The sequence below is a fragment of the Polyangium sp. y55x31 genome, from assembly GCF_029946505.1.
Classification (GTDB): Bacteria; Myxococcota_A; Polyangia; order Polyangiales; family Polyangiaceae; genus Polyangium.
In genome coordinates this window covers 385,863-400,887 of record NZ_JARZHG010000003.1, presented here as the reverse complement: position 1 = coordinate 400,887, position 15,025 = coordinate 385,863, and the positions used below count along the sequence as shown (strand labels likewise).

Sequence of the window (15,025 nt, the reverse complement as noted above, 5' to 3'; positions counted from 1 at the left end):
GTGCCGCTGCGTGCGCCAGCACAGGACGGAGTGCTTCACGCGTTGCCAGCCGAGCAGGTGAGGCCAAGCGCCTCACGCCAATGGCGCTTGCCCCCGTACGAGCCCGTGCCCGAGGTCGGCGTAGAAGTCACCCTTCCCCAGAAGCCCCTCCGCTCCTCCCTGGTCCAGGATGATCCTCGAATTGACGACCTCCTGCACGCGCAGCGCGACCCGCCCGCCCAGGTTCGCTTTGATCTCTCCGGGCACCGTCGTGCGGTCGGGCCGCTGCGTCGCCAGGATGAGGTGGAACCCGGCCGCGCGAGCCATCGACCCGAGTCGCTTCACTGCATCCAGGAATGGCTGCCGCGTCGACTTCGACGCAATCAGATCCTGAAATTCGTCCACCACGACCACCCGCCGCGGCAGCGGCGCAGGCGCGATGTCATTGTAGTCGTCGATGCTTTGCACCTTCCGGTGCTCGAAGAGCGTGTACCGCTCCTCCATCTCGGCCACGAGCGCTTCGAGCTCCGCGAGGATCGCCTCCACATCATATACGATCGGCCCTGCCAGGTGCGCGCCGATCCCCGCGGCGAGCCCTCCGAACGTCACGCGCTTGGGATCCACCAGCGTGAACCGTATGGCCGCGGGGGGATGGAAATGGCAAAGCCCGACGACGAGGGCACGCAAGAGAACCGATTTGCCGCTGCCCGTCTGACCGGCTACGAGCAGATGGCATGAGCTCCCGTCGGCGAGATCCCCGGCGATCACCTCGCCATCGAGCCCTTCCCCGAGCACGAAGCGCCCCGGCCGCTCCCGCAAGAACGCCGCTTTACGCGCGAGCAGCGTTTCGAGGTCGACCTTGCGCGGTACCTTCCGCGGCGCCGTGCAGTATCGCCGCGCCTCGTCCCGCTCGAACCGCACGTTGTACCCAGCGAGGTGGTGCTCCACGTCCTCTGCTGCGCGGTCGAGCTGAGCGACGCGTTGTCGCGGGCTCGTCACCTCGATGCGCAGGAGCCGTGGCCCAACCGTCCTTCGACCAAGGCTCGCGATCACGCCTTGTCGTTTGAGCTGCGCCACGATCTGCGCGGCGAGGGCCTCGACCTCCGCCATTCCCTCGGTGTCGTCATCCAGCAAAGCCCCCATGGGCTCGCGCGGAGGGGACAACGTGAGACGTCCAGCCGGATCGGGTATGGGGCGAGCTGCACCGGCAGGCGGCTGATCACGAGATTCGAGCGCGCCGCGGTATGTCTCGACACACGCCAATCGTACAGGGCACGCCGGGCAGAGATCCCGGCGCGAGGTCGCTGGCGCCGTTTCGGGGCGCTCCGACCAGCTCACCATTCTGCCTAGCAGGGGCAAGACGGTCCGCTCCACGATGCCATCGGCCGCCACCGGCGAGAGCTTCGTCTCGATGAGCCCTGGTTTGAAGCGCAGAATGAGCGGATCCGCGTCGAGCTCGAGCGCGGAGCGCAGGAGGTAACGATAAAGCGCCACTTGCGCCTGGTCGAGCTCTTGGTTGGCCTCGTCCGTGAGCTTGTATTCCACGACATCGACGGCGCCTCTCGCCCTGCAATACAGGGCATCGATCCGTCCCGAAACGCGCACCGGCCCCCCGTCGGACGCGTCGAGCACGGCGTCGACCCTGCGCGGATGCTCTCGGCTGCCACGCCCTGGGCCTGCGCCGCGGCCTCGTCGATGTGCCTCCGCGCTCGCACGATGAACTCCTGCCAGGCGACCGCGAGGCGCTCGTCCGGCGAGGTGGGGACGGGCTCCGTCTCCTCTGCTTCGGGCAGCGCTCGACGCAGATACGCCTCCCCGCAACTTTGCATCAACATGCGCGGCGTCATTCCCGGCACCGTGAGCCATGCATCGACTTGCCTCGTCGAGAATGGATACGGAAATGGCTTGCTCTTCTCCTCCTCGGGCAGCGCGCTCCTCCAGCGCTCGATGAGCTCCCGCCGCTGCTCGGGGGTCGGGAGCGCCAGGTGCTCGATCTTCTCCTCGAGCCGATCCCGCATGCTGGCGTGGAGCACCGGATGGATGCGTTGCATCCAGACGGCATCGAGCGCCATCTGCACGATCACGAGCCCGCGCACGGTGTCGCGCAGCTCGCTCACGAGGCGAGCATGCCGGATGATGCGGCTCGTCTTTCCCTCCTCTTCCGCGAGGTTTTCGAGCTGATCGAACACGAGCACGATGGGCGCGCCGAACGTCGCCACCACGCCGAGCGTGCGCAGCGCGAGGATGAGATCGTCCTCGCGCAAGGCAGCACGCTCGCCGATCATGTCGAGCTGCGCCTGGCTCGGCTCCTCACCCGAGAGCCACGCAAAAAGAGCACGCTGGCGCATGCGGTCCGCGAAAGGCAGGGCCAGGAGGTGTTCGAGATACCGCGCCGACGTGTCGGGAAAACGATCCTCGACTTGCGCGACGGCGCGCGAGAGGATCTCGCGCTGCGTATCGGGCGGCTGCCTCTGGCAGTCGTCGATGAAGGACAAGGGGAAGCGGGGACGACCGCCTTCGAGCGTCGCCAGCATGGCCCCCACGATGACGTCGATCTGCCGGTGTTGCTGCTGGATCACCGGCTGCCTGAGCGAGCGCAGCGTCGCAGAGAGTACGTGGCGGGGCGACGGATCGACGCCGACCTCGGGGCGCGTGTGCACGAAGACGGCGCGTGGACCCACCTGCTTTCGCAGCCGCGTGAACAGGTGCGTCTTGCCGATGCCGGCAGGGCCGAGCAGCAAGATGGCCGTCGAGCGGGCGGCCGTCTCCTCGCGGGTCCCGGCATCTCGGAGCTGTTCGATGTGCGCGCGAACGACGGCGCTCGCGCGCTCGTTGATCGAGGGGACATCGATGGGAGAGGGGTCCCATGCATCCGCGTGGATGGCCTGAAACGGATTATCCATCAGGGAGAAACACGCCTCGCGTAGGAGAGGACGGTGCCGCGGGGACCAGGTGGGCAGAGGGGGACGTCCTCGGGCTTCAGGAACTCGGCGCCGGCCTCCGGCCGCAGCTCGAGCGTCCCGTCCTTCGCGCCCTCGGCGAGCGCGCGGTGGATGGCGTCGAGCGGGAGACGGCTGGACAAGGAGCGCACGAGATCCGGGATGCGCACGAGCTTGAGCGCCGGATCTTCGAGGCGGCGCAGGGCCTCGTCGACGAGCGTGGATGGCGCGTCGTCGGGCGCGGCAGTGATGAAACGAAGCGATGGCAGGAGAGGCGCGAAGAGAGCCGCGAGATCTTCCTGCAAGATCGATCGGGGTAGGCCCTTGGCCTGGACCTTCTTGAGCGTCTTGCCGACCTGCGCGACCGTCTTCGAGAGTTGTGCGATCTCGGTTGGATCGAGCGCACGCTCGGCGGGCCCGACCAGCACCTCCGTCTGGGTTCGCACCACGACGCGCGCACGTCCTTCTCGGACGAGCTTGGCAAGGGCGGTGTTGATCTCGGCCTTGGTGCCGCCCTTGACGCGCTTTCCGGCGTCCTTGAGTGGAACGCGCGTGCCTCCCTGGAGGAGGTTCTCGATCTGCGCCGCGAGGGGAACGCGGATCGTTTTGGGTCCACGCTCCAGACCACGAGCGACGAGCTGCCTTACCAATTCGCTGCTTGCTTCGGGGGCGAGCTTGACCTTCGTCAGACGCGTGAGGGGAACGGCATTCGCGTCCCGTACCGAACGCTCCACATCGTCGACGATTTGCGTGTTCAATGGTTGGAAGAGGTGGGGTTTCCGAGGCACGTTCCGAATTCCTGATTTCGTGGGTCATGCGCCGTGAAGGCGACGGCGGACTCCTCCCCAGAACGTCGCCGCGAGAGGCAGGTTTCACCCGTACGTACCCCCTGTCAAGCGGATCTTGGCCTCCAGCGTCCCGAGGGCAAACCTTCCGTGTGCCCGGCCAGACCTTGGAGCAGTCGGCCAGGCCAAACCGTTGTCCCTCCAAACCCTGGCAAACGAGCCTTCGAGCCCGATACCCGCGAGCGTCGGCCGGGGCTGCATCGATTTCGGATCGCGCCCGCACATCCTTCGACGCTTGTCAAGAGCCGAATACGGAGACAACCTCCCGGTCTGCCTGCTCTCTTGGCCCCCTACCAAAGAGCTTGACAAAATCACCGAAGCTACCAGGCCCGCCGCGAGAATCCAACCATTCGTGGACGGATCCGGCTAGGATGGCGGGCGCGGCTTCGCTTGGCGCGGGCCGCGGCGCTTAGGAGGTACGACGTGCGGATGCATTCAAATTCGCTTGGGCTTGCCGCCATCATGGCGGTCGCTGGGCTCGCCGTGATGGCACCCGTTGCCGGATGTGGGGACGATGGCGCGAACACGTCCACGGGCCCGGGCGGCACGGGGGGCGCGGGCGGCGGCGGTGGCGAGCGGTGCGGCAACGCGGTCGTCGAGGGCGACGAGGCGTGCGACGACGGCAATGACGTGAGCGGCGACGGTTGCGAGGCCGACTGCTCTTACAGCTGCGACAACAAGAACCCCGACACCGGCGACGCGAAATGCGATGACGGTGACCCCTGCAACGGCGCCGAGACCTGCAGCGACGGTCACGTTTGCACGCCCGGAATGAACGCGGACGACGGCTCCTCGTGTGGTTCGGGCAAGATCTGCATTTCGGGCGCCTGCCACGACGACATCTGCGGCGACGGCTTCGTCAGTTCAGCCGAGGAGTGCGACGACGCCAACATGGCGGACGGCGACGGCTGTGATTCCTGCAAGTTCAGTTGCGCCTCGGATGACCCTGCGCGCGACTGCTCGGGCCTCGACCCGTGCCTCGGCAACACCTGCGACGACGCCACGCATACCTGCGGCAACCCCATCGCCGACGGCGGCGTCTGCGGGCTGGCCTCCGCCTGCGTGAATGGCGCCTGCAGCGCCATCGTGTGCGGCGACGGCGTCGTCCATCCCGGTGAAGACTGCGACGACGGCAACCAGATCGGCGGCGACGGCTGCGAATCCGATTGCACGCTCCCCCCCGCGGGGTCGGTCTGCGGCAATGGCGTCCGCGACGCGGGCGAGCATTGCGACGACAGCAACACGAAGAACCTCGACGGCTGCGATTCCGCGTGCAAGTTCGAGCAGGTCCAGCGCGCGACCTGGCTCCAAATGCAGTTCGGCACCGAGGCTCCTTTCTGCACCGCGAACCGCCTCGGCAGCGCCATCTCCGCCGCGGCGCAGGGCCAGCTTCAAACCTCGCTCGACGACGGCGTCAAGAACGGCTCGATCAGCATCCTGTTCAAGACCCTCGGCTTGAGCGACCTCAGCGGCACCGCCGATCCGACGGTCGAGATCGGCGTCATCACGGGCGGGCCCGTCCTCCCGATGGGCGCCATGTACGACGGCACGGCCGATCTCGATTGGTGGTACACGATCGCCCCGCTCTCCATCGACGCGAACCGCAACCCGATCGACAAGCTCCCAGGCTTCATCTCGGCCAATACGCTCACCGCGGGCCCGGGCAAACTCTCGATCGGCATCAACTTCGCGGGCACGCCTGCGGCGCTCAAGATGAGCAATGCGCGACTCACGGCATCCATCGGCGCCGTGAGCACGCCCCTCACGTCGAGCGGCAATACGCCGGGCCACCTCGCCTCGGAGCACCTCGACCCGGCGCTCCAGACGTATGCGAGCACGGGGCAACCGAACGGCGGCGGCGCCGGCAAGCTCTGCGGCAACGTCAGCGCGATCTCGCTCGACCAGGTCCCGGTCCCCGCCGAGCTCGCCGCGGGCGGCACCATCGCGTGCGATCAGGGATATACGGCGCAGAACTCCCTGCTCGACGTCCTGGTCAGCGGATGCACCGTCTTCGGCTTCGTCAACGTCATCAGCACCATCCAGCCCGATCAGGCCGATCCGAATGCGCCGGTCGCGGGCGCGGGCGGCCCCTACACGCTCACGACGAACGCCATGACGAAAGCGGTCAACGGCTGCCGTGACATGAACAACCAGACCGTCGACCTCAATACTTGCCTCGGCGCCGCGGCATACTCGTCCTTCTTCAAGTTCGCGACCGGCCGCGTGATCGCGAAATAGGGGGCGCTCGCCCCTCGTCGTCCTCGTCGTCCTCCTCGTCTTCCTCGTCCTCCATCACGACCGCGCTCGATTTTCCCTATCCGCTGCCTCGCGTTGACAGGGCGGAGGGACGCTCGTAGGCATGCGCCATGGGGGGACTTCGGAGATACGAGGTCGCGGCCGCACTGCCCCGACCGTCGTATTTACGAACCACAGCGCTCGCGCCGCGGTTGGCCGCTCCGCTCCCTCGTCGACGCGCAGCTTCTGCTCGGATGGTTGCCTCCGAGAATCGTGGCGACGCTCTCCAGAGCCTGCCCGATCCGCGACGCGAAGGCGGTTGCGCCTGCTCGACGTCACGCCTGCGGAGGACATACCCATGACACATCTTCCGACGGAACGGGGAACGGTCCAGCTCAAAGGGTATCACGTCACCGCGAAGACCGGCGAGAGCGCAGGCTCTGCCACGTATCGAGCCTACCGCGAGACCGACGGGCTCGAGGTGGCGATGAAGGTGCTGCACACCGATTACACGCGAATCGCCGACATCACGCGCTTCAAGCACACCTACGGCATCATCAAGCGCCTCGATTCGGAGAGGGTCGTCAAGGTGCACGATGTCGAGGAGCACGGCGATGGGCTGATGCTCATCACCGAGTATTTCCCGGGCATTGCGCTGTCCGCGAAGACCCCCGGCAAGATGGACGTCCGCGCATTCCTCTCCGCCGCCATTTCGATGGCCGAAGCCCTGGCCGACATCCACCGGCGCGGCCTCATCCACGGCGACGTGAGGCCTCCGAACATCTTGCTCGGCGAGGGGGGTCAGGTGAAGCTCACGGGGTTCGGTGTCGATTCCATCGTGACGCGTGAGAAAGACGAGATCTATAGCCCCCGCGTCCTCTCGGAGGTGCTCCCCTACACCTCGCCCGAGCAGACCGGCCGCATGAACCGCAGCGTGGACTACCGCACCGACATGTATTCACTCGGGGTCGTATTTTACGAGATGCTCGCCGGGCGAAGGCCGTTCGAGGCGATGGACCCGCTCGAGTTGATGCACGCGCACATCGCCGTGAAGCCGGTTCCCCCTTCGGACATCGACCCGGAGGTGCCCGACGCGCTCTCGGCCATCACGATGAAGCTCCTCAGCAAAAACGCGGAAGACCGCTACCACAGCGCCGAGGGGCTGAAGGCCGATCTGGAAGAGTGCCGGTGGCAATGGGAGCGCAGCGAACGGATCGGCTCGTTCAGCCTCGGCCAGTACGACAGGAGAGATCTCTTCCAGATCCACCAGAAGCTCTACGGCCGCGAAGAGGACATCCGAAAGCTCATCGCGTCATTCGACGACGTGCTCCAGGGCAAACGCGCGATCGTCCTCGTCTCGGGTTACTCGGGCATCGGCAAATCGTCTCTCGTCCAGGAGATCCTGAAGCCGCTGGCGCGCGAGAAGGGCTACTACATCAGCGGGAAATACGACCAGCACAACCGCGACACGCCCTACAGCGCCATCGTTCAGGCGTTCGACTCGCTCATCAAGCAGCTCCTCTCCGAGAGCGAGGATCGAATCACGAAGTGGCGGGACGCCATCCTGAACGCCCTCGGGAGCAACGGGCAGGTCATCTGCGACGTCCTCCCGTGCTTGAAGCACATCATCGGCGAGCAGCCGCCCGTCCCCGCGCTCGGCCCCGTCGAGGCCCAGAATCGATTCAACCTGTACTTCCAGAAATTCGTTTCGGTATTCGCCAGGCACGCCCACCCGCTTGCGATGTTCCTCGACGACCTGCAATGGGTGGACTCGGCGAGCCTCAGCCTGATCACATCCATTCTCGCGAACGAGGGCATGGAATCGCTCTTCTTTTGCGGTGCTTATCGCGACAACGAGGTGAGCCCGACGCACCCCTTCATCGTCACGCTGGAAGAGCTTCAAAAGGGCGGCGTCGAGGTGGTGAACATCGTCCTCGAGCCCCTCCGGCTGGTCCACCTGATCGAGCTCGTCAACGACAGCCTGCAGACCACCGACGGAGCCACGCTCGCGAACGCGGTTCTGAAGAAGACCGGGGGCAACCCGTTTTTCGCGAAGCAGTTCATGAGGCACCTCCACGAGGCGAAGGTGCTCGTCTTCGATCCAAAGGCGGGCTGGCGCTGGGACCTCTCGCAAATCGCGCGGCTCGAGTACACCGACAACGTCCTCAGCCTCATGGCGGAGACCATTCGGCGCCTGTCGCAGGCGACGCAGGAGGTGCTGCGGCTGGCCTCGGCGATCGGCAACATGTTCGAGCTCGACGTCCTGAACACCGTCAGCGAGCGACCTCCCGAGGAGACGTACGGGAGCCTCGACAGAGCGCTCGGCGAAGGCTTGATCGTGAGCGCCGACGAGCGGTACCGCTTCGCGCACGACAAGATCCAGGAGGCTGCGTACTCGCTCATTCCGGTCGGAGACCGACCGGCATTTCACTACCGGATCGCGAAGCTTTTGCTCGGCAAGCTGGATCCCGGCGAGGGGCGCAATCTGTTCGACATCGTCAACCACTTGAACAGCGCGGGCGACCTGATAGAGGCCCCGCAAGAACGCATGTTATCGGCCAGGCTGAACCTCGAGGCCGCCGGGCGTGCCGAGGAGTCGGCTGCCTTCACCGCGGCCTTGAAGTACCTGGAGCATGGCATGGCCATGTTGCCCAAGGACACGTGGACCTCCGATTACGAGCTGACGTTCGTCTATCACACGAAGAAGGGATTGATGGAGTCGCTCTGCGGGCGGCACGACGACGCGCTCGCCACCCTCGCGGGTTGCTTCGAGCATGCGAGGGGACGCATCAACAAGACGGAGGTGCGGCGCCTGAAAATGAACGTGCAGATCCTCAAGAACGATCTGCCCGCAGCCCTGGAAGAGGGGCTCGCGGCCCTGCGGGCATTCGACATCCATTTGCCCCCCTACCCCGATGACGGCATGCTCACCGCCGAGTTCGATCGCACGATCGCCATGATCGGCGACCGCCCCATTGCATCGCTCGTCGACCTGCCCGCGCTGAACGATCCCGAGATCGCCGTCCTGCAGGATGTCCTGCAGGAGATGTTCTCGCCCACCTATCAGCTCGGCACGAACAATTTCGGGATCACGGTGATGCGGATCCTGCAGAATTCGATCGAGCATGGCATCTCGAAGAACTCGATCTATGCGTACGTGAATTTCGGGACGATCCTGTGCGCCAGGCTCGATATCGAGAAGGGTTACGAGTTCGGGCGGGCGGCGGTCCGCCTGAGCGAGATCCATCCGGACAAGAAGTCCGAGTCGATGTTGTGCAACATGTGGGGTGCGTGGGTCCAGCACTGGAAGGCCACCTACGAGGACTCGAAGGCTTCCCTGCGCAAGGGCATCCACTCCGGCCTCGAAACGGGGCAATACATCTGGGCCTTCTACAACACGTGCAACATCGTCCAGAACAGCCTGCTCCGCGGGGCGCACCTGCGCGACATCGTCGAGGAAGCGAAGCAATACCAGCCGCTCTGCAAGCTCGACAAATTCAATGCGATCATGTGGCTCATCAGTGCCGTCGGAAAGCTCGCCGAAGAGCTCGGCGCGCCGATCGAGGGCGAGCACACGCACGCGGCCTGGGCGGACATCGACGCCGTCGCCGAGGAGGCCCGCAGGATCAACAACCAGGCGTCCCTCTACTTCTTGAACGTCTTCGCCGTCGTCGCCGGCGCCTTCCAGGGCGCGTACGAGGAGGCGGCGGAGATCTGGGGCTCGACCGATCCGGGGAGCCTGGGAATGCTCGCGGCATGGCATGCGAGCCCCTGCTATTATTTTTATGGCGGGCTTTCGTTGTCGCGGGCCGCCGAGACCGCCGCCCCGGCGCTCAGGGAAACCTACCTCGCGAGGCTCGGGGAATGCGCGCGCAAGGTGGAGTCCTTTGCGCGGTTCGGCCCGGCGAGCTTCCACCACCGCAGCCTGATCCTGCAGGCGGAGCTCGCCCGGGCCGAGCGGCGCGACGGCGCGGGCGCCCTTTACGATAGCGGGATCGCCGCCGCGCGGGAGGGGCGATTCCTTCATGATGCGGCGCTGGCCAGCGAGCTCTGCGCCCGCCATTATCTCGACCTCGGCAGGGAATTCCTGGCGTGCGCTTACATGACCGAGGCGTATCGCCTGTACGCTCGCTGGGGCGCTTTTCGGGTCACGGAGCGCCTGGAGAGAGACTTCCCGCACCTCCTCCAGCGCGAGGGGACGCGCCGGCAGCCCACCCGCCCATCCGCCGAGCGCCGGGGGACGGCCGGGCCGGTCGAGCCGCCGGGCCGGCGCGACATGCGCCACTTGCCAAAGCAGGACCGGGGCGCGCCGGGGCCTTCCGCCTGGTTCGACGCCTCGTGCTCGGAGATCGACTTCGCCACCGTGCTCAAGGCTTCGCAGGCCGTCTCCGGCGAGCTCGTCCTCGACCGGCTCCTCGAAACGCTGCTGTCGATCGCGGTCGAACACGCGGGCGCCGAGCGGGGCCTCTTGATCCGCCCCCGTGGCGCCGAATGCGACATCGAGGCCGAGGTCGTCACCGTGCGCGATCGGGTCGAGGTCACCCTGCGCCAGACGCCCGTCTCCCCGGCCGATCTCCCCACAGCCATTCTGCATTACGTGATCCGCACGCGGGAGACCGTGATCCTCGACGACGCTGCCGCGCCCAATCTGTTCTCGGAGGACGCCTACGTGCGCGAGCGGCGCCCCCGCTCCGTGCTTTGCCTCGCCCTCGTGAAGCAAGGAACGCTGGTGGGCGTGCTTTATCTGGAGAACAACCTGACTCCGCGCGTCTTCACCGCCGACCGGATCGCGATGCTGGAGCTTCTGGCCTCCCAGTCCGCCATTTCTCTGGAAAATGCCCGCCTCTATACCCAGCTCCAGCAAGAGAACAGCGAGCGCAAGCGGGCGGAGCTTTTGCTGCGGGAAAGGGAAGCGCGGATCCGGCGCCTGGTGGACGCCAACATCATCGGGATCGCGTTCTGGGATCTGGATGGCAGGATCACGGACGCGAACGATGCATTTCTGAGATTCGTCGGCTATAGCCGGGAGGATCTGGTCTCCGGAAAGCTCGACTGGACGACGATGACGCCTCCGGAATCTCGAGCGGCCACCGAGCGGGCGCTCGCGGAGGTGCGCTCGACGGGCCAGTTCCAGCCTTTCGAGAAAGAGTTTTTCCGGAAGGACGGCAGCCGCGTCCCGGTGCTGCTCGGCGGTGCACGATTCGAGGGGTCGGAGAGCGAGGGGGTGGCGTTTTCCCTCGACTTGACCGAGCGCAAGCAGGCGGAAGAGCGCCAGAAGCTCTTGCTGAACGAGCTGAACCATCGGGTGAAGAACACGCTGGTCATCGTGCAGGCGATCGCCGCGCAGACGCTGCGCATGTCGGACTCGCCCAAGGCCTTCACGGAAGCCTTCATGGCCCGGCTCCTGGCCCTGTCCCAGACGCACAACCTCTTGAACGAGACCTCCTGGCAGGGCGCCAACCTCCACGACATCGTATGCGCCGAGCTGGCGCCGCACGCCAATGGCGATGCCGGCCGTTTCAGCCTGACCGGCCAGGACGTACGCCTCCGCCCGGAGGCAGCGGTGACGCTCGGCATGGTCTTCCACGAGCTGTCGACCAATGCGGCCAAGTACGGAGCGTTATCGCTGCCGTCCGGCCACGTCCAGGTCACGTGGAATATGACCACCTGCTCGGCCGAACGGCGGATCCACCTGGAATGGCAGGAGATGCACGGGCCGCCGGTGTCGGTGCCGCGGCGAAAGGGATTCGGTTCGCGCCTGATCGAACGCGACCTCGGGCGCCAGCTCGCCAGCGAAGTGCACCTCGAATTCCTGCCCGAGGGCGTGCGTTGCGTGATGGACCTGCCCCTGGAGCGCGTAGCGGTATGACGAACGTGGATCCCAAGAACGCGGGTGTGCTGGAGGGACTACGTGTCCTCATCGTCGAAGATGAAGCCATGATCGCCTCGTTCCTCGAAGACGCCCTGACCGATCTCGGCTGCGAGGTGATTGGCCCGGCCTTGAACATGCAGGACGCCCTTCGGCTGGCCCGCGAGGCGGTGATCGATGGGGCGGGCCTCGACATCAACATCGCCGGTGAAAAGGTCTATGCCGTGGCCGACATCCTCGCCGAGCGGGGTCTTCCGTTCGTCTTCATGACCGGATACGGGAAAGCTGGGCTGCGCGAGTCCGATCGCGGCCGGCCCGTGCTGCAGAAGCCGTACAATCTCGAGCGGCTGGTGGAAATCATGACGCAGTGGCAGACCCGCTCGCGATCCTCGTGAGGCGCTCCATGGCGGTCGCTTCCGCCGCGGTCGTCCGCGTGTTCATCGCCCCCGCCACTTCGTTGACGACGGGCTCCGCGTCGGCCTGACGGACCATTCCAAATTCGCCCGACTCTCGTGCGAGGCGACGCATGGCATACCCTTGCCATTTAGGCCCACCATGCGGCCGAGGGAGGGGAAGCGATGCGTGCAGGGAGGGCGGCCCGCGTGCTCGTGGCCATGTTTCCGCTGGTAGTCTCGTCCGCGTGCCAGACTGGGCGGGTCTCCCCCGCGAAGGACGCGCAGACGCCGCCGCCCACGGAACAGGGCCGTAACACGCGGCCCGCGGCCTCCGCGGAGCGGCCCTGCCCGCTCCCGTCCAGTGATCCGCTCTGCCCACTGAACAGCGCGTTCCGCGACGCTTACGCCGAACGGCGCGCCGCCATGCTCGCGGCCTCCGGACCGGTGCTCGTGCAGTACGGCGATACGCTCGTGCTGCTGCGTCGTGGCGAGCGGCTCGAGGGGCCGGCCACGAATGAACGTTATCACGAGCTCAAGAGCGTGGCGCACGTGCCCTTTGCCCTCTATTTGCTGCTTTCTGGAGTGGACGGCCCGATCGACGAGGCGCGGCTCGGCAAGCTCATTTCGTACGAAGCGCTCGTCAGGGCGGCGCTCTCCACGATCGACGGGAGGTTTCCCGACGCGGCCCAGCGCGAGCGCCAGCAGCGCATCCTGACCCGCTCGCTCGCGCTGCTCGACCAGGCCACCCGCGAACGACGCCTGGCGTCGAGCACGCTCGGCGCGTTCATTCGCTCGCAACGCGCCGACGTCCTGGAGAACATCAGGGAAGCCGCTCACCAGAATGTAATGACCTTGCACGCGCAGGTGACGGCGTGGGCGGCGCGTTTGACGCCCGAAGAGCGCGCGCGGCTGCGGGTGGTGATCGGCACGCCGCACATGGCGCGCCCCGGCAATATTTCGCTCCAATATTTCGCGGCCTGGCTCGGTGAGCCCTCTGCCGGTCGCGCTGCCGACGAGCGCATCGCCGAAGGGACGCGTATCATCGTGGCCGAGAACATCTTCGACGCGGACCGCTCGATGGCGCTCGTCGGGACACACCTCGTCGATCGAGCCGCCGCCGCGGCCTTCTTCGACGACCCCTTGCGCCTCGATCGGGACCTCCTCTCGGATGCGGCCGAGGAGGCCATTCACGCGCTCTTCGGCGGCTCCCCTGCGCAGAAAACGCTGCCGCGAGTTCCGCCGCCCACTGCGCAAACATCCGCGCCCGCCGCCCCATCACCTGCTCGACCGTAGACGAGCGGCCGGCGTCGAGCCCGGGTCTCCGCAGAGACAACCCGACCTATCCGAGGCGTCGGCTGGCCCGCTCGGCCTTCTCTCGGGAGGAGCCGATGACTCGGTAAAGCTCATTCGGACTGAACCCGGGCAGCGCCGTCCCGGTGCTGTGGAAATGCTCCGCCTTCACGTGGCAGCCCGCGCAAAGCGAGATCCCATTCTCGGGCACGTAGCCGCCGTTCGGCAGCTCATTTCGGTCGGTGATGTGGTGGGCGTCGAGCTCCTCGACGGCCCGCTCGGGCGAAGATCGGAAGGAGCACCCCGGCCCCTCACATCGGTATTTCGCTCTCGCGAAGACCGCGTCGCGGAACCGGGCTCGGACCAGCTTTTTTTCGGCGCTCATGAGCGAATGGTCGAAGAAGGAAGAAACGTCGACGACGAAATTCGGAGGTTACTGCAACCGGGAATGGATTGCAACGATCGGCGTATCCCTCCCCTGCGCGGTAGCCCGCGCCGACACGTGGTATCTTCGGCGTATGGCCGGCGACTCCGAGCTCTTCGAGCGGTTCCACTCCGATGGCTACGTGATCCTCGAGCGCGCCCTCGATCGCGCCGCGCTCGACGAGATCCTCGCCGCGCTCGGCCCCTACGAGGCTCATCGCCCCATGGGCCGCAACGACTTCGAGGGCAAGTGCAGCCAGCGTGTCTACAGCCTCGCCGGCAAGGGCCCGGTCTTCCAGCGCCTCGCCGAGCACCCGCGCATTCTCGCGCTCTGCGACGAGCTCTTGCTGCCGAATTTCCTGCTCTCCACGCTGCAGTCGATCCGGCTGCACCCGGGCGAGACGGCGCAGCCTTGGCACACGGACGACGCGTTCTACCTCGTACCGCGCCCGCGCAGCCATACGCTCGCCGTCACGGTGATCTGGGCGATCGAGGACTTCACGGCCGAAAACGGCGCGACCGAGGTCATTCCGGGCAGCCATCGCTGGGGCACGGAGCACCCGGACGAGCGACCCCACGAGATTGCGACGGCGGTGATGCCCGCGGGCTCCGCGCTCGTGTTCGACGGCGCGCTCTGGCACCGCGGCGGCGCCAATCGCTCGGCCGGCACGCGCCTCGCGTTGAGCCCCCAGTACTGCCAGCCCTACCTGCGCCCCCAGGAATCGCAGCTCTTGATCGTACCCCCCGAGGCGGCGCGCGGCTGCTCCGACCGGATGCGCGCGATGCTCGGCTACAGCATTCATCCGCCGTTCATCGGCCAGGTCGACGGCATGCACCCGCTCCGCCTCGTCGACCCTGACTACCGCGCGCACAAGGGACGCGACCGCGTGGTCGCCGACGGGCTGCTCGCCCGCCCAGAATCGGCAATGACGCAACGCCGCGAAGGATGAACGGTCGCGCAGTCACGTAAAACGCCCCCTCCCCCGCCTCGCGCACGGGCGCCGCAAGTTCTGCACGTCACAGGTGCAAACGGTGCGCGACGCGCTCCGG

Annotated in this window: 9 protein-coding genes; 5 read left to right on the top strand and 4 right to left on the bottom strand. The window is 66.5% G+C overall.

What is annotated here, in order from left to right; genetic code table 11:
- Window positions 1-72 precede the first annotated feature (72 nt).
- The 3 genes from QHF84_RS07950 to QHF84_RS07940 form a co-directional block, all read right to left on the bottom strand.
- Window positions 73-1,143 carry an FtsK/SpoIIIE domain-containing protein gene (locus QHF84_RS07950; protein ID WP_281312591.1) on the bottom strand — a complete coding sequence of 357 codons (1,071 nt, stop codon included), beginning with the start codon at window positions 1,141-1,143 and terminating at the stop codon, window positions 73-75.
- A gap of 182 nt (window positions 1,144-1,325) precedes the next feature.
- Window positions 1,326-2,882: a hypothetical protein gene (locus QHF84_RS07945; protein ID WP_281312590.1), complete on the bottom strand. Its 1,557-nt coding sequence runs from the start codon at window positions 2,880-2,882 to the stop codon at window positions 1,326-1,328.
- The gene (locus tag QHF84_RS07940) at window positions 2,882-3,676 is read right to left on the bottom strand and encodes a hypothetical protein (RefSeq protein ID WP_281312589.1); all 795 of its coding nucleotides are present in this window, start codon (window positions 3,674-3,676) and stop codon (window positions 2,882-2,884) included. Before QHF84_RS07940 ends, QHF84_RS07945 begins: the two co-directional genes overlap by 1 nt.
- A gap of 573 nt (window positions 3,677-4,249) precedes the next feature.
- On the opposite strand from QHF84_RS07940, the gene QHF84_RS07935 reads away from it, so the two are divergent.
- The 4 genes from QHF84_RS07935 (at window position 4,250) to QHF84_RS07920 (ending at window position 13,555) form a co-directional block, all read left to right on the top strand.
- Window positions 4,250-6,001, top strand: a complete 1,752-nt coding sequence (locus tag QHF84_RS07935) for a DUF4215 domain-containing protein (protein WP_281312588.1) — start codon at window positions 4,250-4,252, stop codon at window positions 5,999-6,001.
- A gap of 355 nt (window positions 6,002-6,356) precedes the next feature.
- Window positions 6,357-11,867: an AAA family ATPase gene (locus QHF84_RS07930; protein WP_281312587.1), complete on the top strand. Its 5,511-nt coding sequence runs from the start codon at window positions 6,357-6,359 to the stop codon at window positions 11,865-11,867.
- A gap of 68 nt (window positions 11,868-11,935) precedes the next feature.
- On the top strand, window positions 11,936-12,262 hold the full coding sequence (locus QHF84_RS07925; RefSeq protein ID WP_348652853.1) for a response regulator: 327 nt from the start codon (window positions 11,936-11,938) through the stop codon (window positions 12,260-12,262).
- A gap of 183 nt (window positions 12,263-12,445) precedes the next feature.
- A complete protein-coding gene (locus QHF84_RS07920; RefSeq protein ID WP_281312585.1) occupies window positions 12,446-13,555 on the top strand; it encodes a hypothetical protein in 1,110 nt (369 codons plus the stop codon).
- Between the two features lie 46 nt (window positions 13,556-13,601).
- Here the strand turns inward: QHF84_RS07920 and QHF84_RS07915 are convergent, their stop codons facing one another.
- Window positions 13,602-13,937, bottom strand: coding sequence for an HNH endonuclease signature motif containing protein (locus QHF84_RS07915; RefSeq protein WP_281312584.1), 336 nt, complete (start codon window positions 13,935-13,937; stop codon window positions 13,602-13,604).
- Between the two features lie 133 nt (window positions 13,938-14,070).
- Between QHF84_RS07915 and QHF84_RS07910 the strand changes: the two genes are divergently transcribed.
- On the top strand, window positions 14,071-14,925 hold the full coding sequence (locus QHF84_RS07910) for a phytanoyl-CoA dioxygenase family protein (RefSeq protein ID WP_281312583.1): 855 nt from the start codon (window positions 14,071-14,073) through the stop codon (window positions 14,923-14,925).
- The last annotated feature ends 100 nt before the right edge of the window (window positions 14,926-15,025 follow it).